This is a genomic window from Serratia sp. X10 (assembly GCF_017811775.1).
GTDB lineage: Bacteria > Pseudomonadota > Gammaproteobacteria > Enterobacterales > Enterobacteriaceae > Serratia > Serratia ureilytica.
In genome coordinates, this window is record NZ_JAEIOH010000001.1 from 863,834 (window position 1) to 883,999 (window position 20,166).

Here is a 20,166-nt window from a genome sequence, read left to right on the forward strand (position 1 = left end):
TCATTCTCCTTTCGCACTGGGGAGCGGATGACGCTCCTGCGGCAGACAGTGACGAGGCCAGTTGAAAACGTCTTGCATGCGAGCGCCGAGGTAGCCGTCGTTGAGCGGCGCCTGCAGCAGCGGGCCGCGATTCTGTTTGAACAACAGCGCCTCCAGCACGACGGTGTTGGTGGTGAGCGTGAAGGTGGTGTTATAGCCGCCGTTCGCTTCATAGCGGCCTTCGAACCAGCCGCGTTTGTCATCCTGATGCAGCCGCCCCAGTTGCATGAGCGCGTCGGTGTAGTGAGTATCCCACAGCACCCACAGACCGAAAATGGCGCGGGTCGAAAGCAGCGCCAGCTCGGGGGCGTAGCGGCCGTCGTCTGTGAGGGTATTCCAGGCGTAACCATTGGCGAACAGGCTGTCATATATCTCCCACGGCGCCGTGCTGCGTGAATATTGCGCCCGCGCAGTGAGGATTTTCTCCCGCTGCCAGCGCATTTCCTGCGCCTGGTAAAGACGTTGGGCTCGTTGCGCCATGCTGACGTCGGCCGCATCGCCGGCATTGGGCGCCGGCCATCCCATCTCGATCCCGGTCAGCAGATACGGCGTGCTTTCGATGCCGGCGGGGGTGCCGGTGAGGCGCGGATCGCGGGCCGTCACGGCGATGGGCTCACCATAGACGATTGCCGTTTTGAATGGCGCCATTCGGGGAGACGAGCGTTGAAACCCCCACAGGCGGAAAGCCGCGCTGTTGTAGTCGGCATAGCCGACGTCGCTGGCTGTGGCACTGCGCCAAGCGCCGTTTTGCTCTCGTCCGTCGAGCGGCTGACCGTCTTGGGTCAGCAGGTTGCAGAAGTTCCATCGCAGCGCGATTCGTTCGAGAAAGGTGCGATATTCGGGAAAGCTTTGCGCCGTGAAACGCATGCCGGTGAGCAGACGGGCCATGCCTTGCGCTTCGCTGACGGCGCCGCCGTTCTGGCTGAACGCGCCGCTGGCGGCGTCATACAGCGCACCTGGCGCGCCAATGCGGGTTACCGGTAAACGATCGAGCGTCGTCAGCAGTGCCGCCAAACGGGCGTCGAATTCCCGTTGCGGGAGCAGGTTCAAACGCCGCGCGGCGGTCAGCGCGATCAGGCTGTCGCCAATGTTCCACAGCGAGACCACCGGATAACGATCTTTGCCGTTCACCAAACCGGAGCCGGGCTGCGTGTTGTTCTGCACGTAGCGCCAGGCGACGTCGGCCCATTGCCGTTGCTCTTCGGTCAACGCGCCGTGGCGAGGCTGTTGCCGCCAGCGCTCCCACAGGGCACCGGCGTTGTCGGGGCGCGCCATGACGCCCAGCAACACGACCAGCGCAAGGGCGATGACGACGGAGGCGATCAACGTTAGGGTTTTAAGCATGATGTCGCTACCGGGGGCAGTTTCACGGGCGCGTCATTTTGACACTGCGGGCATTTGCAGGCTTTGCAGGATGGCGCGTTGCGCAGTGCGACCCCCGTTTGTTGGCACCAGCTCTTCAGGTTAGCGTCAGGCGTGATAAAGGGGCGGTTAAACGGTGTGTTTTTGGTGTCAAACACGTTCACCAGCGTTTTATCCCACAGCGCCGGCGCGTATTTGCCGTCGCTCTGGTCATTGGTATTGAATTTCAACAGGCGCCCCTGTTTTTTAAACAGCAGGGCTTCGAGCATGATGCCATTGTTGTTGGCGGTGAATTCACGGATCGGGCCGGCGCCGTTTTCATACAACCCTTCATAGAAGCCTTTGTCTTTTTCGCCGGCATTCTCAATCACGTCGAGTAGCCGATCGGTATACGGAGATTGCCACAGGCTCCACATGCCGAGCGCCGCTTTGAGCGAGATGGCGGCGGTATCGGGCACATACTCGCCCTTATCCGTGATGGTGTTCCAGTCAAACCCGTCGGAATAGACGGTGTCGTACACGAAGTACGGCGCGCGGTCGAGCTGATGTTCGGAACGCGCCGTCAGGCGGCCGGTAATCTGGTAGCGATTCTCCTGCGCCTGATAGACGCGATTGGCGAAGTCTTGCATCCAGGGATGGCTGTGTTTAGCGAGGTCGGCGCTGCGATCGTCGCTGGTGTTCCAGCCCATCTCCAGCCCGTGCAGCACATAGGGTTCGGTGGCCACATAGTTATGCTGACTGGTGGTGCGCGGATCGCGTGAATCATAGGGCACCAGAACACAATAAATGTCCGCCAACTGGTAAGGCTCCGCGCGGGCGGCCTGGCAGGTGGAGAACCCCCACAGCTGGAAACCGCTGGCGGCGTACTCTTCATAACCCAGCCGGCCTTCTTGGACGTAAACCGGCTGTTTATTGGCATCCAGATTGGCGCCATACAGCGTGCCGCAGTCGTCGATGATATGACTGAAATCCCAACGCAGCACGACGTTATCGACGTCGTTGGCAAATTCGGGATAGCGCTCTTTGATGATTTTCAACCACAGCAGCATTCTGCCGATGTCGATGGATGAAAAGCCGATCTCGCCGGGCTTATTGAGGTAGTCGACCTTTTGCGCGGTGATGGTGTTGTACGCTTTGTTGGGCATCTGATTTTGGAACAGCGGCACGGTATTTAGCGTGGCGAGAAACTTGATCAGACGCTGATCGAACTGTTCCTTGTCGATGATGCCGAGTTCACGCGCGGCCGTCAGCGCGGCCAGGTAGGAGGCGCTATCCCACATAGTGGTCGAGGGATAGTTGTTGACGGCGTTGACCAAACCGGTCGCTGGTTGATAGTTGGTGACGAAATATTGCCAGGCCTTGACCGCCATCGCCTGTTCACGCGCCGTCAGGTCGCCGTGGCGCTGAGGGTAGGCGGCGGCGGGCAACTGGGTGTCGCCCACGGCCGCGGGCGACATCAGCAGCAGTAGCAGGCAACCGCACAGCGCGCGCCCAACTAGCGTGATAAACGGCCTGGTGAAATAATGATGAGGCATAGTGGCTCCTTATAACTGATTACGGCCGTTGATCGTCGGCAAGATTCGCGGCGGGCGCGGAGGCGCAGTTTTGGCAAAACAGCGGACCTTGCGCGATGTAGACCAGGCTTTCCAATATCAGGGCATTGGTATTGGCGCCGATCACCCGACTCTGCTGCCCATTGGCGGCGATGATGCCGTCATACCAGCCGCGTCCCGGCTCGAACAGGACGCCGGCGCGCTGCCGCATTTCGTCACTCCACGACGTACGAAACAGCGCGTACCAACCGAATGCCGACTTGGTCGACAGCTGCAGCGCCGCCTCTTTGATTTCCGCACGCGACTTGTCGATCTGCGCCGGGAATCGACTGATGACCGCGTCGTCGATAAAACGCGGCAATTGCTCTTCATTGTCGGTATTCACATAGGCGTCACCGCCGCGGCTGCGATAGCGGCTTTCCTGTACTTTCATCACTCGCCAGCTGATTTCCGCCGACCGGATGTCGAACCCGACCTCCAGACCGGTCAGTAAATAGGGCATGGTAGTGACGACCGGGTGATCGACCTTGCCGATTTTGGCCTGGCTGTCGTAGGGAATACGCAGGCCGTCAATGCTGATGGTGCGGGCTGATGGCGGTTGGGTGCCGAGAACGATGCCGGCCAGAGGGCTGACGCGGCGCAGTCCGTGGGCGGCGTAAAGCTGGTAACCATAGCTGTCACGATTGCTTTGAGTGACGAGCAGCCATTTTTTTGCCGCCCGGAAATTCAGCGGCTGTCGCTGCTCCTGCTGCATGAACAGGGCGTCGAACTGCCAGGGGGCGATTAAACGGGCGATCGCGCCGGTCTGTTCCGGGTACAGCCAGGCGACGATATCCAGCGCCATCAACAGACGGCTGAGGTCGACGGCAGACCAATCGGATTGGCTCTCGTTTTGGCCCAGGCTATTCAGCCTGATAGGGCGCTGAGTATGGTAATACAGCGACGGCAACTGACCGTCGGCCAGCGGTAACGAAGACAACGCTGTCAAAACGGCATTCACGCGCGCATTCAGCTCGTCCTGCGTAATGATCCCGAGGCGTTGTGCGCTGATCGTCGCCATCAGATAACTGCCGGTGTCCCACATGGTGGTGTAAGGCTGGTTGTCGATGGCATTCGCCAGCCCGCTGGATTGGGTGTTGTTGACAAAATATTGCCAGGCGATGCGCGCCCAGACGGCCTCGTCGAAGGTCAGCGCACGTGGCGCGGGCAGCGTGGGGAAATCGGCGCTCAGCGCCAACTCGGCGCTTTCCGCCGGGGCGGGGGGCATCTTCATCTCAACATACACTACGACGCCGAAGGCCAGCAGGAAGCCAAGGATGACCGCAATATAGCTGCGCGCCTGCAACAGTGAGTGTTTCCACGCCATGTCTATCCGGCCTCCTGCTGTTCGGAAGGGGGCTCCGACTCAGGGCGCCACAGCGCGGCGAACACCATCGGCAACATGGCCATCACGTTTACGCCGCCCCAGAAGATATTGATCACATAGCCGGCCGGATCGTCCACCTTGCCGAGATACAGCTGCGCGCCGCCCCATAACAGCCCCAACAGCGTCAGGGCGATGATGGCCAACTGCGGTTTGACCAGCGTCAGAAAGTTGCCTTGCTGGCGCTCTTTGGGCGTAACGTGGAACTTGATCTTTTCACCGCGCAGCACCGTATCCAGCGCGCGCAGATTCATCGAGAAAAGCGAAAGGTAGGACGCCTTTCCGTCCCAGGCAGAGATCCCCCAGGTGCCGAACATGAAAGCCAGCTCAGACAGCAGGAAAAACGGTAAAAAGTGCAGGTAAAAGGGCAACGAGTAAGCGGATACCGGCGGAATGCCGGTAAACAGATAGATCAACGGCGAGATAAGGAACACCGTATTCCACAGGCAGGCAAGATATGACCAGAACGTGGTGCCGTACATCAGCTTTTGCGCCAGACTCAGCCTGAAGTTTTTCGCGCTGAAGACTGCATCATGCAGCGCAATGTCCAGCGATCCCGCCGCATATTTGAAACGCTGAATCATCCAGGTCAACAAATCCTGCGGCGACAGCATTTTCGATTCCACCTCGGGATGCATGACGGAACGCCAGCGTCGCTCGGGATCGCCGTGCAGCACGATCGAGGTGTAAATATCTTCCGATACGTGGAATTTATACGGCGTCAATTCGGTATCGAACGCAATCTGGGGTTTCATCGCCCGGCCAAGATCGTCGCGCAGGCCGGCATCCGTGACGTCGCGGGTATAGCGATCGATTTCATTTTCGACGGCGCGCGCATAGCTGCGCAATGCGCTCTGCATGATAGCCTCGCGCCGATGAATTGACGCCGCGCCGCAACAGAAGGCGGCGTTGGCCGCATTGCGGCGGCGCAATATCACGTCGTAAAACATCTTGGGATCGTTGAAAAAGGGATCTTGGCCGACGGTGAGGGGCCCAACCACCCCTTCAAACGCGCGCCCGACGACATAGCCCGGCCGCCCCAGCTTGTCCTTCAACCAGTGCGGCAAACGCTTTCCGGCGGGCAGATCGTAAAACCATTGCGGCGTTTGCACCCAGGCCACCAGGGGATCGCGAAAATAACCCAGCGTGTCGGTCAAGATGGACGGGAATACACGGGTATCGGCATCGCAGATGACGATAAAATCCCCGTCCGTGTGTTCCAGTCCATTGCGCAGATTGCCGGCCTTAAAACCGATGTTGTTCTCGCGCGACAGATAATTTACGCCTTCTTGTTCTGCGACGCGTCGCATCTCGGGGCGTTTGCCGTCGTCCAGCACGTGAATGCGGTAGTCCAGCGGGAAGGGATAGGTGACTCGTTTGGCATCCTGAATCGACAACCGGACCAGTTCGGTATCTTCGGAATAAGTGGCGATAAACAGGTCGACTTTGACCGGGCGCGGTGCGATCGCCTCATCCGAATCGAGACATTGACGGATGTCGCGCGGCGGGGGGCGGCGTTTGACATCGCGCACTTGCCACAGGTTGATGGTAAACAGAATTGTGCCGCAATAGGCCAGGGTTTCCGCTATCACCAAAGGAACGGCATACCACAAGGCGTCATAATTGAGTGACGCCATCCAACGCCAGCGAATGTAATTGGCGCCGACCAACAGAGCGGCCACGGCGAGGATTTGCCAAAGGAACTCTATTGCCCGCGAGGTTTTTAGCGGTGCAGGGGGGCTCCTTTTTTCAAAAGATGAAAAATAAAAATGCGCCATGCATTTCATTCCCGGCAAGGAGGTCATGATATAGATAGAGAGTTTAGTTAAGCATGGAAGATTAGCAAGATGGTGGATTTAAAATTAAACAGACATTCTGTTGTTTTTTATATGATTGCAATAATGAGCATTTCCTCATCAAAAAAATACGTGACGCGCGGATAAATTTATTTTTTCATCTAAAATTCCTATACGCCTGCCTAAGGAAAAATGATTAGTGAGTTATATATTTAATCTAAATTAATTACAAATTAAACAAACCATATGGCGCTGTCTTTTGAACCGATTCATCATGAGATAACCGAATGAATTTACAGCAAGTTAGTGAATCTTCTACGGCAACGCTTCACTATGTCGCCATTGGGAAACGTGATTTGCGTATCGACATGCTGCGCGGCATCGCGCTGGTGATGATGGTGGTGGCGCACGTAGAGGTGATGTCGGTTTTGAATGTTTTTACCTGGGAGCGGTTCGGTTTGACTACCGGCGCTGAAGGTTTTGTTATCTTGTCGGGTTTTATTCTTGGCAATATGAAACGGCGACAGTTACAAACTGAATCCATGTTGACGGTGGCCTATTCGTTGGTGCGGCGCGCGGCTAAACTATATATTGTTAATATCGTTATCATTATAAGTATTTTGCTGCTGCAAATGCTGGATTTTATCGATACCTTTGAAGTGACACATTTCGTTGACCGTTTTTCAGGGGCGGTATATTCGATGTATCCGGTTAATGAACAAGTCAAAGAGGCCTGGTTCAACGAGATTATTTTTTTGCAGATAGGGCCACACCAGACGCAAATTCTGGGGCTCTATTTTTACCTGCTGTTGTTTAGCCCGCTGTTCCTCTGGCTATTGAATACGGGCAGGGGCGCCGGGCTGTTGGCACTGTCGCTCATCGCTTACGGCTATTACCAAATCAGCGGCATGCCGATGACTTCGGCGGAGTTCGAGTTCGCTTTTCCTTTCCTGGCGTGGCAATTGATCTACATACTTGGCCTGTGCTGCGGATGGTACAAAGAGGAGCTCGCGTCGTTGGCCCGCACTCAGGCAGGCAAGATTGCGCGCTATGGCATGGCGGCGGTGGCGCTGATAATGCTGTTCGTCGCGCAAAACCATACCAATCCCTTTATGCCGCCGGCGTTAATGCTGCACGTGATCCCGGCGGCGGAATTCAACTGGTTTTATCAGCATCTCGCCGCTAAGAATGCACTGGGCCCTATGCGCATCCTGAATGATTTTTGCCTGATCGCTAGCGTCTATTGGCTGCTGACCGTCTGCTGGCAGCCGATCAACAAGGCCGTCGGGTGGTTCCTGATCGTGCTGGGGCAAAACTCGCTGTATACCTTCATCATTCACGTCTATCTGGTACTGTTCATCAGCCAGTTTGTGACCTTCGATCTCTGGACGCAGCATTGGCTCTTTAACACGGCGGTGCATGTCGCCGGGCTGCTGGTGCTGTGGGTGATGGCGCGTTACGGCCTGTTGAAGAAGATTGTTCCCAACTAAACGAGCTCAACCAAATGGGGGAAGAAAAGGCGTTGAGCGGTTTCTCTCTGGATCCGCTCAGCGCCGGATTGATCGTCGCGGCGGTGATCCACCTGGCCGGCATGAGCGCCACGCTGATGGGCCGCTGGGCGCCACCTGTCTCTATGTGGCGGTGATGCATCCGGCCGTGATGTGCGCTCCGACGTTGGGTCGGCTGGTCAGCGACGAGCTGTTGCACGGCGTTAATCCCGCCATTCCTCACGGTTACCGCCCGGCGCGATTTATTGATGATGGGGGTGAAGGGGTGGATATCATCGCGATTGCCGGTCGGTTCTCGCTGGATACCGCGCAGCCGCCGCTAGTGGTTTTTTGCGCCGTTGGCGAGGCTCTTATATATTTATTAGCATGCCTGAGGCAGGTTAGGCATGAAGCGGTGGCCGTACAGGCCGCTGCAAGCACGACAGTTAATCCGTTCGCCAAGAGGCTGCGAGACGGTGCTTTCGGTAGGGACAGCCGCCAAACGTTTTTACGGCGACCGAAGGCGGAGCAGCTACTCACAGGTCACGAGGACACTTACCATGCATAAGAGAACACTGGCGTCACTGCATTACGAAAACATGCCTTACGATGGGGTGCGCTTTCATATTTTGAAACGGGAGACGCCGGGCCATACGGCGTTGCTGAAGCTGGATGCGGGCAGCCGACAACCGGCGCGTTTTCATCCGGGATGGGTGAAACTGATGGTGCTGAGCGGTGAACTGAAGGTTGACGATCAGACGCTGCAACCTCATGAGATGTTAATCATTCCTGCCAATACCGCCTATACGGTAGAGGCGATAACGGAAGTGATTTGTCTGGCGATTTCCGAGCTGGACGGCGCCGAACTGGCCCGTTGACGTATTGACAAGAAGGGATAGCGGAGAGCCTAGGCGCTCTCCCTATCCCTTCAGCATTGAACCGCCCCCAGGCTAAGCTACCTGCTGATTAGGCATAAACCTCCTGATTCAATCCATCGCGCTTTCCCTTTCCATCACTTTCGGCCGCCGTCGCCCCCGCAACGTTGCCGCCATTGTGCAGCGCATGCACAATGTCATCGCCCCGTTACCACGCAGAACGATGAAATGTGGGTGTCATAGTGAGTTTATTCGCATAAGGCCCCTGGTGTGGCTTGCGAGAACGTCACTATATGGAGGATCATGCGGCCTCTCTATCAAATAAAAGACATTCGCGTTATCAAAAGGGACAAACGACCATGGGATTCGAAGTCGACAACGCCGAAACGAAACGCATCAACCTCAGCAGTCACGAGAATTCCTCGTTCGAGGTGACAGGGCTGGTGAAACACTATCCGGCAGGCTTTGTCGTTCCTTTCCACTCGCATAAACGTTGCCATTTGCTCTATTCGCAACAGGGAGTGATGGCGGTCGAAGCGGGCAGCGGGCGTTGGATCGTGCCGCCAACCACCGCGGTCTGGCTGCGGCCGGGGGTAGAGCATCAGCTGGTCATGCAAAGCAATATCTGCGTTTACGGGATTTTTGTCGATGAATTCACCGCCGCGCGATTGCCGTTGCGCGACGGTGTTTTGCAGGTGTCACCGCTGCTGCGGGAGCTGATCGCCCAACTGGCGACGCTGGCACCCGAGGGCGAGGAAACCAAACGCCACGCGCTGCTCAGAGCGCTGTTCCTCGAGGAACTGAGCCTGCAGCCGCAGCTGGCGCTGCATCTCCCCTGGCCGATGGAAGCGAGAATGGCCGACATTTGCCGGCAGTTGGTCATCACGCCGGCCGACGATCGCGGCATTGAGATCTGGGCGGATTCACTGTCGATCAGCGCGAAAACCTTCCAGCGTCACTTTACTCAACAAACCGGCATCACCTTTGGCCAGTGGAAACAGCGTCTGCGGCTGCTATCGTCCATTCCGCTGCTGTTGGCCGGCCACTCCATCATACACGCCGCTTTCGAAAGCGGTTATGAGAGTCACAGCGCCTATTCGGTGGCGTTTAAAAAACTGTTTGGCGTTTCGCCTTCGCGCTTTACGCTATAGCCGTATTGCAGAGCGAGCTTCTCCTATAGATTGAAGCAACCTAATGACGTATAAAGCAAAGCAGTCAACCTCCGAGGCCGCTTCCCGTGATAAAAATTGTCGTGTATCTGATTATCGCCGTGACGATCGCCATTATTGCGGCAAGAGTCATCTTTCGTTTGCCGGATATTTCGCAGCGTCTGCCCCAGGCGGCAATGCCGGCGGATCCTGCCGCGCTATTGCCGGCGCGAGCCGCCGAACAGATGGCGGCGCATCCCGGCCTGAGCGGCGTGGTGCCGCTGGTCAGCGGCCACGATGCGTTCGCCAGCCGCCTGGCGTTGGCGCGGATGGCGGAAAGGTCGATCGATGCCCAGTACTATATCTGGCATAACGACACCTCCGGGCAGATCCTGCTGAAAACCCTGTATGACGCGGCCCAACGCGGCGTACGTGTGCGGCTGCTGCTGGACGATAACGGCGTCGCCATGGATGAGACGCTGGCGGCGCTGAACGCGCAGAAAAACATCGAAATCCGTCTGTTCAACCCGTCTACCGTGCGTACGCCGAAGCTGGCCGGTTACGCCTTCGACTTTATGCGCATGAATCGACGCATGCATAACAAGTCCTACATCGTCGACGGCGCCGTGGCGATCATCGGCGGCCGCAACATTGGCGATGAGTATTTCCAGGTCGGCGACGAGAACTATTTCCTCGATCTCGACGTGTTGAGCGTCGGCAGCGTGGTGGCGGAGACCGCTGATGTCTTCGATCGCTACTGGAACAGCGCCTCGGTATTCGGCGTTGAGCAAATTATCCGAGGCCAGGGCAACCTCTCGGCATTCCTGACGCAGGCTGCCGCAACCGAAACCAGCGAGCGCGCCCGTAAATTGGCGGTGCAGCTGGAAACCAGTGCGGTGCGCTTTCGCGATGGCGCCGTGCAGCCGGAATTCACCCAGGTAGAGCTGGTAGCCGACGATCCGGCGAAGGGATTGGGCAAAGCGTCGCGCGATCGCTTGATGGTGACGCAGCTGGGCAAGATCATCGGCGGCGTCAGCCGGCAATTGGATCTGGTCTCTGCCTATTTCGTGCCGGGGCGGGAAGGGGCAACCTTCTTTGAATCGCTCGCCAAGCAGGGAAAATCCATCCGCGTGCTGACCAACGCGATGAACACCACCGACGTGCTGGTGGTCCACGCTGGCTATGCCAAATACCGGCGTGAGCTGCTGCAGGCGGGCGTCGAGCTGTTCGAGCTGAAGCTGCGCGCCGGGCAACCGACGGGGCGCAAGGAACTCAAGCCGCTGGGGCTGTCCGGTGCGGCGCTGCATGCCAAAACCTTCGCCATCGATGACAAACGGGTGTTTATCGGCTCGTTCAATTTCGATCCGCGCTCGGCGCACCTGAACTGCGAAATGGGATTCTTGATCGATAGCCCGTCACTGGCGGCCGACACCCGCCAACTGTTTGATGGCCCGCTCGAATACGCCGCATATCGGCCGGTATTGACGCCCGAAGGCAAAATGGTGTGGAAAGAAGCCTTCGAAGACGGCCACACCGAGGTGCACCAGCAAGAACCCGGTGCCGGCTGGGTAAAACGCATCGTTCTTACCGTGGCCGGCTGGCTGCCTATCGAGTGGATGCTGTAGCGCCGGCGAAGGCCGTCGCCACCTGGTGTAACAGCCGTTGCAAGGGAATCTCGCCCGCGATGATTGCGATGAGGCGTGCATCCTCAAACAGGGCGGCACGCTGTCCAGCCTTGGCGTCTATAGTGACGATATTCAATTGCCCGTAGAGGCGTTTGCCTATGGGTTGGGCGATCATACGATTCGTACGGCACTGTGCCCAGGCGGCAAGGAGCGAATGCGCAGAATGATGAACGTCATCCAGCATGGCGGGTTGGATCTCACACCGTTCGTAACGCATCGTTTTCAGCTGGAGAATATCGCAGAGGCTTATCGTTTATTCTCGGAAAAGCATGATGGCGTGATTAAGTTGGCGATAACCCCGTAACATTTTGGGGGGAAATAGGCGTGAGGCTTCCCATTTTCGTGACAATGTCACTATTGATGTTTGATGAGAGCGCATCGAGATAAAAAGAAAAAACTCTATAGAAGAGAAAGTGTTACCTCCAGAGAGCCCATCGCCAGCGGTGGCGAGTACCGCTGGGAGCGCCATGGCAAACAGGCGGATTTTGCTCAGTAAAGTGGGCCAACCCTGGAATGAAGTACGCAGCGAAGCGATTAGTCGCTTGGATAAAGAAGCGCCTTGAGCACGGGATATTGCAGAAAGTGAAGCCGGCATTCACCGCAGAAGATGTGCCGGTGAGATACCGTTGTTGTACCTATACGTTCAACGGGGAACTCGTGCCCCGAAGTTTGCCAGATTTCACGTAGCGCGATCAAAAAGGAGGGCATTTTGACGCATTCTGCAGAGTTGTTTAGCCAAATCCAGACGCTTGAGGTTGAGCTGCATCAGCCAACGGTGCGCCGCGATCCGCAGCGCGTCGCGGCATTGCTGCATGAAGACTTTGAAGAGATTGCTCGCTCAGGTCTGCGTTATGACAAACGCCAGACCGTTGCGGCGCTGGAAATGGAAACTGAGCATCCGCAGATTGTTGCCGAAGGTTTTGCGCTGATGAAAATCAGTGAAGGCGCCGTGTTGCTGACGTATAAGAGTTTTCAACGCAACGCGCAGGGCAACGCCATTCGTTGCACAGCACGGTCGTCGATTTGGATGCTGACGGAAAAGACGGGTTGGCAGATGCGGTTTCATCAGGGCACACCGACCGAGGATTAAACGGAGGTGCTGAAACTGAACGGGCTGATGATGGGCTTAAACATAAAAAAGGATAGCAGCCTGATAAGGCTTGAAGGTGAGGTGAGAAAGGACGGCCAGGCTAACCGCGGTGCGTACCCAATAATGAAATTTAACATAATATACATTATGCGCACCTATATGGTTCTACGTGGATTCTGGCGTCCTGGCTTGATCATGGGTTTTCTCCTGTGGCCAACCATTCCAGCGTCCGTTGCTTATGTCGTTGAACGAATTCGTTTTTCAACTGGTCTTCAGCCGTCGAGCTTTCGCTGCAGGCTTCATTACCATTGCCGCCTATTGCTGAGCGACACCATGATGTTTGCGCAAACATCTGAGGCGTGCGCTTGCCGCTTCCCAGGATTTCGGCACTTGGCGTTCCAACGCCGCTTAACCACCCAGCAAAATTATCAATCGTTGGTTTGACCGCCAGCAGCTCTGCCGACGTGATGGACTGCCGTTAACACGCCAGCCAATATCTCGCGAAGTTTCAGCTTTATCACGTTCCACCCACTGAGGATCATAGATAAATGCGTTCTGCCATTAATGATGACCGGGCATGCTTATGTCGATGCATCTCTGGGGATGTTGAGGCGAAATCCCCCCGCTTTTTTGATCGCGCTACGTGAAATCTGATAAAACATGGCTACTGCTATACTGCAGATTTCACCAAAACGCGCCATAAAAATGAACAACTTCTGCCTGCCAAATGCGTACTGGCGTTCGTCTTCACCGTTTCCGGCAGCCTTCATGACGTTGGCTATACTGAATAGGAACATTCTTCCACACTCCAGGACATCCCCATGTTTGACCATGTGAAATTTGGCGTCAGCGACTTTGCTCTGAGCAAAGCGTTTTTCCTTAATGCGCTGGCGCCGCTGGGCGTAAAGATCGTTGCCGAAGGTGAACCCGATTATGGCGTTGAGCTGTGTCCCGATCGGGGTAACGTGTCATTATGCCTGTTTCAGACCGATGAAAAACCGGCGCATCTGCACCTGGCATTTGCCGCAAGCAGCCGTGAACAGGTCGATGCGTTCTATCACGCCGCGTTAAGCGCCGGCGGCAAAGACAATGGCGCGCCCGGTTTACGCCCCAATTATCATGCCCACTACTATGCGGCATTTGTGATTGGTCCGGATGGCCACAATATCGAGGCGGTTTGCCACAACGCGATAGACTAGTTTTTTCTTTTAAAACAGATAATTATAAATAAAGACTATGAATTTAACATAACGTTATTGTGACGACGTCACTATTAGTTACCCCGTCACGTCAATCCACTCCGCTCCCGTGATGCCGGCCAGCCGCTGTGGCGCAATTCTCACGCCAGAGTTATCGCTGCCGCCTGCCGGAAGCACTTCATCGAAAGCGCGCAGGCTATGATCGCAGTAGATCCTCACCGCCTCCGGTGCGGCAAAGGGACAAACGCCGCCGGGCGGATAGCCGGTTAATGCTTCAACCTCTTCCGCCGGCAGCATTCGCGCCTTCACGCCGAAGAATTGCTTATACTTCTTGTTGTCGATTCTGGCAGTGCCCGCCATCACCAGCAGCACCACATCGCCGTTAACGCGAAACGAAAGCGTCTTGGCGATCTGCCCGCTCTCCACGCCAAAGGCTTCTGCCGCCAGCGCCACCGTTGCGGTGTTCTTTGCCAGCACCGTTACCGTCGTCTCCGGTGCGTGATCGGCCAGAAAACGCTGAACGCGTTCTATGCTCATGCCCTGCCTCCTGATATTGCTAAACCATTGATAATGCCGAAGTGATGGTTTCGGTTTTAACATCGCATGCTAAAAATGAGAATCAAAATTGTTCAAATCGCTGGATCTGAACAAAGCTTTAAGGGGCCAATGGCCTTTTTACCCATCATTTTTCATGGAGATGCCTGCATGACCACGCAAACGACAGCAAGGCCCTCAGCGGCCGCAGTGGCCGTCTATGAATGGCTCAACCCGATACCTTACGGATTTTTCACCGCGGCGCTGATTTTCGACATCATTTATGCCTGTACCGCTAATATTCAGTGGGTCAATGGCGCAAGTTGGCTAATTGCCATCGGGCTGATTTTTGCCATCATTCCCCGCCTGATTAACCTGGTACAGGTATGGTTCGGCAGCGCTCGGCTGCGGGGATCGTCGGTCAAACTCCATTTCTGGCTGAATTTGCTGGCCATCGTTCTCGCCATTATCAACGCTTTCGTGCATAGCCGGGATGCGTATGCCGTGGTGCCCCAAGGCCTGGTGCTGTCTGCGATCGTGGTCGCGCTGCTCAGCCTGGCGAACATTCTGCTGGCCCTTGGCGCCCGCGCAAAATAAGGAGGTTTTCATGAAGCTCTCATCTCTGGCGCTCACTCTTTCCGCCGTTTTGGCCTTGGCCGGCTGCGATAACAGCGCCGTCATTTCGCCAGAGCAACAAATGGGCCCGGACCCGACGTTGCCGGCGGCGCAGGACTTTCTGATGCCGCCGATGCAGGTGCCTAAGGGCGTTGGCTGGCAACAAGATCAGACGCCGAAAGTGGCGGAAGGCTTGAAAATCGATAAGGTGGCGGACGATTTGCTTCATCCGCGTCAGTTGCTCACGCTGCCCAATGGCGATGTGTTGGTCGTGGAGGCCAATGGGCCGGGCACCGAAGCGGTGAGCACGCCCAAGCAGCTGATCGCCGGCCTGGTGAAAGGCCAGTCCGGTAAAGGCGGCAAAGGGGGCAATCGCATCACCCTGCTGCGCCCAACCGCTGGCGGCAACTGGGAAAAGCACGTCTTCCTCGAGGGGCTCGATTCCCCGTTCGGCGTCCAGCTGATTGGCAATACGCTGTACGTGGCCAATACCGGCAATATCATGCAGTACACCTATCAGCCAGGCGAAACGCGCATCAGTGATGCGGGCAAAGAACTGGCCGATCTGCCGGACACTATCAACCATCACTGGACCAAGGCCCTGCTGGCCAGCCCGGACGGGAAAAAGCTGTATGTCGGCGTCGGTTCCAACAGCAACATCACCGAAAACGGCCTGGCCGTAGAGTACCGGCGCGCCGCTGTGCTGGAAGTGGACACCGCCTCCGGCGCCAGCCGCATCTTCGCCAGCGGCCTGCGCAACCCGACCGGGCTGCAGTGGGAGCCGCAAAGCGGCAAGCTGTGGGCTATTGTCAACGAGCGTGACGAAATCGGCGCCGATCTGGTGCCGGATTACCTGACCTCGGTGCAGGACGGCGGTTTCTACGGCTGGCCTTACAGCTATTTCGGCCAGCATGTCGATCGGCGGGTACAGCCGCCGCGGCCGGATCGGGTGGCGAAAGCCATCAAGCCGGATTACGCGCTCAGCTCGCACGTCGCGCCGCTGGGGCTGCTGTTCTACACCGCGAGCGCTTTGCCGGCCGACTATCGCGGCGGCGCCTTTATCAGCGAACACGGCAGTTGGGATCGTTCGCCGCTGAACGGCTACCGGGTCAGCTATGTGGCGTTTGAGCAAGGCAAACCGGTCGGCAAGCTCAAGGCCGTGGTAACAGGTTTTGTCTCCGGTGATGAGAAGGAACTCTATGGCGCCCCTGTGGGGCTGGCTGTCGACAAGACCGGCGCTTTGCTGGTTGCGGATGACGTCGGCAACACTGTCTGGCGCGTCAGCGCGAAGTAAGGTTACGGGCGGGTTCCGATGAGCTCGCCCGTGACATTGTCACTCACCCCTCTGCGCCAGCCAGATCGTCATAAAGCGGAATAATCGTGCTCGCCAGTTTTTCCGTCATTAATATTGTCCCCGTCACGGTATTGGCGTAAGAAAATAGCCTTTGGTCAGAATTAAAGCGCTTATCCGATAATATATTCATCAACAGGGCGTTGACCAGAAATAAAAGGTTTTAACATTTCGACATAAACCAGTACAATTCCCTCCCTTGTGTTAACCCTTTTTTAGGTTGATTGTGTCGTTAATTCAGCCCCCTGCATCACGTAACCGGGCCGCCGCCTGGTTAGGGATGTTCGCCATTCTGATGTTGTTCATTGCGCCGGTGGTCTCGCGATCCCTGGAGCATGCGCGCGCCGGAAGTGCTGAAACGACCGTCATGGCGGACTGCGGCATGGCGATGCCAATGCATCATGAGATGCATTCGCCGCCGGCCGCGCCGGAAAAGGCCGCAGCGCCGCTGATGCAGCACGGCGGCGGCCACCACAACATGGCGATGATGATGGACGACAGCGCCTGCGGCTACTGCGTGCTGTTGCTGCACGCGCCGCTGCTGGACGTGAGCCACGCCCCGCTGTTCTGGTCTCAATCTCTGGCCTCGCGCCCGCCGCCGACTCATTATCTCGTTCCCCTGTTTGCCCACGTCGTTCATACCGAATTACAACCGCGCGCGCCGCCCGTCTCTCTCCTCTGATTTAACAATACCCCATTGCCGTTTCTGTATTGCCGTTGATCGTTTCAACATGGCGGAATTAATTCGCCCAATGGTTATGCATCGAGACGACATTATTAGCCCGGTTATTTCCACGTTGAGGGAATTAACCCCCGTATTTTCCGATGGTGATTTTCGCCAGGCATCCCCACGCCTGAATAAATCGCCGGAGAATAATGGAAAAAAGTTAGCTTAAGGAAAGATGATGTTTAAACCCGCTTATAAAAAGAACGCCGTCACCCGCGCAATCACCACCGCCATGCCGCTGTTCCTGCTGGCCGGCCACGCGGCGCAGGCGCATCAGCACCCTACCGACGCACAGGTTAATGATGGCGACGTGATCACCGTCACCGCACCGCTCTACTCTCCGCTGACCATCGTGACGTCACCGAAAACCCCGCGTCAGCCGGTGCCCGCCAGCGACGGTTCGGACTATCTGAAAACCATCCCCGGTTTTTCGCAGATCCGCAACGGCGGCACCAACGGCGATCCGGTATTTCGCGGCATGTTCGGTTCACGGCTGAAAATTCTCACTGACGGTTCGGAGATGCTCGGCGCCTGCCCATCGAGAATGGATGCGCCCACCTCTTACATCTCGCCGGAAAGCTTCGATCTGCTGACCATCACCAAAGGGCCGCAGACGGTGCTGTGGGGGCCGGGTTCGTCGGCGGGCACGGTGCGTTTCGAACGTGAACGTCCGCGCTTCGACAAGCCGGGCATCAAGGGCAACGCCAGCGTGCTGACCGGCTCCAATGGCCGCTGGGACGAGAATATCGACGCCAGCCTCGGCGCCGAGCAAGGCTATCTGCGGGTGATGGCCAACAAATCTCGTTCCAACGATTATCAGGACGGCACCAATACGCGCGTGCCGTCGCGCTGGGATAAATGGAACGGCGATCTGGCGCTCGGCTGGACGCCGGACAACGATACGCTGCTGGAAGTGACCATGGGCCGCGGCAACGGCGAAGCGCGCTATGCTGGCCGCAGCATGGACGGTTCGCAGTTCAAGCGCGAAAGCCTGGGCATGCGGGTGGAAAAATCCAACATCGGCGAGGTGCTGGATAAGCTGGAAGCGCAGGTCTACTACAACTACGCCAACCACGTGATGGACAACGTGACCCTGCGCTCGCCGGGCAGCGGCGGCATGGGCGGCCACGGTGGCCATGGCGGCATGAGCATGGGCGGCCACGGCGGGCATATGATGTCCTCCGGCATGACGATGCAGCTCGATCGCCGCACCGTCGGCGGCCGCGTGATGGGCACCTGGCAGTGGCAGGACGTGAAGCTTGAAAGCGGCCTGGACACCCAAACCAACACCCACCGCAGCATGAGCCGCGGCAGCTGGGAAAAAGACGCCCAGTTCAACAGCTACGGCGCCTTCGGCGAGCTGACGTGGTCCACCAGCGATCAGGATAAACTGATCGGCGGCGCGCGTCTCGATCGCACCCTGGTGGAGAACTTCCGCAGCGGCAGCGATGTGGAACGTTCAGACACCCTGCCGAGCGGCTTTATGCGTCTGGAGCATACGCTGGCCGAGCTGCCGCTGATGCTGTATGCCGGCGTCGGTTATACCGAGCGCTTCCCGGATTACTGGGAGCTGTTCTCGCCGAAGCTTGGCCCGAACGGCAGCAAGGATCCGTTCTCCAGCGTCAAGAGCGAGAAAACCACGCAGCTCGACATCGGCGCGCAGTACAATGGCAAACGCTTCAACGGCTGGGTCTCCGCGTATGTGGGCCGCGTCGATGATTTCATCCTGTTCAAATACGATCCGCACAATGCGCGTCTCAGCCAGGCCGATAACGTCAACGCCAACATCATGGGCGGCGAAATGGGCATGGGTTATCAACTGAGCGAACACTGGAAAACCGATGCCAGCCTGGCTTACTCCTGGGGGAAAAACACCAGCGACGGTCGCCCGCTGCCGCAGATCCCGCCGCTGGAGGCACGCTTGGGGCTGACCTATGAGTACGGCGACTGGAGCGGCACCGGCCTGTGGCGTCTGGTCAGCAGCCAGCACCGCGTGGCGATCAACGAAGGCAACGTGGTGGGCAAAGACTTTGCCGAAAGCGCCGGCTTCGGCGTGCTCTCCGCCAACGCCGCCTACAAGGTGAATAAAAACGTCAAGCTGAGCGCCGGTCTGGATAATATCCTGAACAAGACCTACAGCGAGCACCTCAACCTGGCGGGCAACAGCGCCTTCGGCTATTCGGCCAACAGCGCGGTGAATGAACCGGGCCGCACCCTGTGGGCCAAGGTTAACGTCACCTTCTAAGCCATCCACCGGGCGATGGGCAACCGTCGCCCGGTTACGCGATAGGGGTTCGCTTGGAAAACGGACAACACCCTACGCCAAGCCTGTTTTTTGTACAGGCCGCTATCTACTGAGCGTAACGAACGGTATTTTTCCCGTTTTATTCTTCAAGTATCTGACGGGCTTCAACCAGTCGGGAATAATCTCCACCCAGTTCTTTTGTCGAATGAATAGCACTCTGGAAAAGGGTACCCAGAATGCTTCTGATGCTTTGTGGGGTAAACCTCTCCCTGGGGCCTGAAAGTGTAATAGCCCCCAGTAAGACCCCGCCTACTCCGAAAACTGGCACTGATACTGAAGCGGTTTCAGGATCTCGCTCACCGTAAGATTCTGCCCATAATTTTTTCCGGATTTCATCAAAAACAGAGTCATCAGTATAGGTAAACGCACTAAGTATTTTCCCGGACGCGCCGTATTTAACAGAAAAACGATCGCCTTCACGTATTGAAACACGCACTGCACGTTGAGGTTCTACACGATATAGAATCACCCGCCAGTCGTTGTCTGCAATGTAAAATGATGACGTTTCTCCGCTGAGGTCTGAAAGGTGTTCCAGATGTGGCAGCAATACATCCCGTAAGCGGAATGACGCCTGATAAAGGGATGACAGTCTCAGCGGCTCAGGTCCGATACAATACCGTCCATCTGCGGATTTGCGTATAAAACCTGCTTTTTCAAGTGAGTTTAACAGTCGGAGAATCGTACTTTTATAAAAGCCGGTGCGCCGGGCTATTTCTGCAAGCGTAAGCTGGAAGGCATCTTTATCAAATACGGCGAGAATGGCAAATGCCCGATCCACAGCCGCAGCGCCGTTTTCAGCTGCCGGTTTCTTTCCAGCCGGATTTTTTTCCGGTACACCGTTATCGCTTGACATGCAGGCCTCATCAGATAAAAGAAAGCCCCTGTAAGCCGGGGCGAATGGTTCATAACTTAATGAACACAATAAGGAATTACAAGGCCATACTTGAGGTGCTTGATTAGAAAAACTGTTATCAGTC

The 20,166-nt window shown here is 56.7% G+C and carries 20 protein-coding genes; 13 read left to right on the top strand and 7 right to left on the bottom strand.

Annotated features, from left to right (window positions below):
- Genes J9788_RS04355 through J9788_RS04370 form a run of 4 tightly spaced genes read right to left on the bottom strand, consistent with a single transcriptional unit; the run spans nt 1 to nt 6,155 of the window.
- Complete coding sequence (locus J9788_RS04355) at nt 1-1,383, bottom strand: DUF3131 domain-containing protein (protein ID WP_182264466.1); 1,383 nt, start codon at nt 1,381-1,383, stop codon at nt 1-3.
- Nucleotides 1,368-2,936 carry a DUF3131 domain-containing protein gene (locus J9788_RS04360; RefSeq protein ID WP_182264465.1) on the bottom strand — a complete coding sequence of 523 codons (1,569 nt, stop codon included), beginning with the start codon at nt 2,934-2,936 and terminating at the stop codon, nt 1,368-1,370. Before J9788_RS04360 ends, J9788_RS04355 begins: the two co-directional genes overlap by 16 nt.
- Nucleotides 2,937-2,955: 19 nt before the next feature.
- Complete coding sequence (locus J9788_RS04365) at nt 2,956-4,320, bottom strand: DUF3131 domain-containing protein (protein ID WP_182264464.1); 1,365 nt, start codon at nt 4,318-4,320, stop codon at nt 2,956-2,958.
- A gap of 2 nt (nt 4,321-4,322) precedes the next feature.
- Complete coding sequence (locus J9788_RS04370; RefSeq protein WP_182264463.1) at nt 4,323-6,155, bottom strand: glycosyltransferase; 1,833 nt, start codon at nt 6,153-6,155, stop codon at nt 4,323-4,325.
- A 305-nt stretch (nt 6,156-6,460) separates the two neighbouring features.
- Between J9788_RS04370 and opgC the strand changes: the two genes are divergently transcribed.
- From opgC to J9788_RS04410, 8 genes are all read left to right on the top strand, one after another.
- Nucleotides 6,461-7,663, top strand: a complete 1,203-nt coding sequence (opgC, locus tag J9788_RS04375; protein ID WP_182264462.1) for an OpgC domain-containing protein — start codon at nt 6,461-6,463, stop codon at nt 7,661-7,663.
- Nucleotides 7,664-7,677: 14 nt separating this feature from the next.
- Nucleotides 7,678-7,818 carry a hypothetical protein gene (locus J9788_RS04380; protein WP_162488771.1) on the top strand — a complete coding sequence of 47 codons (141 nt, stop codon included), beginning with the start codon at nt 7,678-7,680 and terminating at the stop codon, nt 7,816-7,818.
- 402 nt (nt 7,819-8,220) lie between these two features.
- Nucleotides 8,221-8,538: a cupin domain-containing protein gene (locus J9788_RS04385; RefSeq protein WP_033643078.1), complete on the top strand. Its 318-nt coding sequence runs from the start codon at nt 8,221-8,223 to the stop codon at nt 8,536-8,538.
- Between the two features lie 356 nt (nt 8,539-8,894).
- Nucleotides 8,895-9,686 (top strand): helix-turn-helix domain-containing protein, encoded by a 792-nt coding sequence (locus J9788_RS04390; protein ID WP_033650400.1) that lies wholly within the window; start codon nt 8,895-8,897, stop codon nt 9,684-9,686.
- A gap of 86 nt (nt 9,687-9,772) precedes the next feature.
- The gene (locus J9788_RS04395; protein ID WP_046898347.1) at nt 9,773-11,308 is read left to right on the top strand and encodes a phospholipase D family protein; all 1,536 of its coding nucleotides are present in this window, start codon (nt 9,773-9,775) and stop codon (nt 11,306-11,308) included.
- A 37-nt stretch (nt 11,309-11,345) separates the two neighbouring features.
- Entirely contained in the window at nt 11,346-11,672 is a 327-nt protein-coding gene (locus tag J9788_RS04400; protein ID WP_227414465.1) for a hypothetical protein, read from the top strand.
- A 405-nt stretch (nt 11,673-12,077) separates the two neighbouring features.
- A complete protein-coding gene (locus J9788_RS04405; RefSeq protein ID WP_182264461.1) occupies nt 12,078-12,458 on the top strand; it encodes a DUF4440 domain-containing protein in 381 nt (126 codons plus the stop codon).
- A gap of 6 nt (nt 12,459-12,464) precedes the next feature.
- Nucleotides 12,465-12,902, top strand: a complete 438-nt coding sequence (locus J9788_RS04410; RefSeq protein WP_182264460.1) for a hypothetical protein — start codon at nt 12,465-12,467, stop codon at nt 12,900-12,902.
- A gap of 137 nt (nt 12,903-13,039) precedes the next feature.
- On the opposite strand, the gene J9788_RS04415 is transcribed toward J9788_RS04410, so the two are convergent.
- A complete protein-coding gene (locus J9788_RS04415) occupies nt 13,040-13,255 on the bottom strand; it encodes a hypothetical protein (protein WP_182264459.1) in 216 nt (71 codons plus the stop codon).
- 24 nt (nt 13,256-13,279) lie between these two features.
- Here J9788_RS04415 and J9788_RS04420 point away from each other — a divergent pair, with 24 nt between their 5' ends.
- The gene (locus J9788_RS04420) at nt 13,280-13,657 is read left to right on the top strand and encodes a VOC family protein (protein WP_182264458.1); all 378 of its coding nucleotides are present in this window, start codon (nt 13,280-13,282) and stop codon (nt 13,655-13,657) included.
- A gap of 78 nt (nt 13,658-13,735) precedes the next feature.
- Here J9788_RS04420 and J9788_RS04425 read toward each other — a convergent pair whose 3' ends face one another.
- Complete coding sequence (locus tag J9788_RS04425) at nt 13,736-14,194, bottom strand: YbaK/EbsC family protein (protein ID WP_182264457.1); 459 nt, start codon at nt 14,192-14,194, stop codon at nt 13,736-13,738.
- A 168-nt stretch (nt 14,195-14,362) separates the two neighbouring features.
- On the opposite strand from J9788_RS04425, the gene J9788_RS04430 reads away from it, so the two are divergent.
- The 4 genes from J9788_RS04430 (at nt 14,363) to J9788_RS04445 (ending at nt 19,129) form a co-directional block, all read left to right on the top strand.
- Nucleotides 14,363-14,788 carry a DUF2231 domain-containing protein gene (locus tag J9788_RS04430; RefSeq protein ID WP_033650381.1) on the top strand — a complete coding sequence of 142 codons (426 nt, stop codon included), beginning with the start codon at nt 14,363-14,365 and terminating at the stop codon, nt 14,786-14,788.
- Between the two features lie 10 nt (nt 14,789-14,798).
- Entirely contained in the window at nt 14,799-16,100 is a 1,302-nt protein-coding gene (locus tag J9788_RS04435; protein ID WP_182264456.1) for a sorbosone dehydrogenase family protein, read from the top strand.
- A 337-nt stretch (nt 16,101-16,437) separates the two neighbouring features.
- Nucleotides 16,438-16,839 (top strand): DUF2946 domain-containing protein, encoded by a 402-nt coding sequence (locus tag J9788_RS04440; RefSeq protein WP_182264455.1) that lies wholly within the window; start codon nt 16,438-16,440, stop codon nt 16,837-16,839.
- A gap of 223 nt (nt 16,840-17,062) precedes the next feature.
- Nucleotides 17,063-19,129 carry a TonB-dependent copper receptor gene (locus tag J9788_RS04445; RefSeq protein ID WP_094142572.1) on the top strand — a complete coding sequence of 689 codons (2,067 nt, stop codon included), beginning with the start codon at nt 17,063-17,065 and terminating at the stop codon, nt 19,127-19,129.
- 139 nt (nt 19,130-19,268) lie between these two features.
- On the opposite strand, the gene J9788_RS04450 is transcribed toward J9788_RS04445, so the two are convergent.
- On the bottom strand, nt 19,269-20,042 hold the full coding sequence (locus tag J9788_RS04450; protein WP_182264454.1) for an IclR family transcriptional regulator: 774 nt from the start codon (nt 20,040-20,042) through the stop codon (nt 19,269-19,271).
- Nucleotides 20,043-20,166 lie beyond the last annotated feature (124 nt).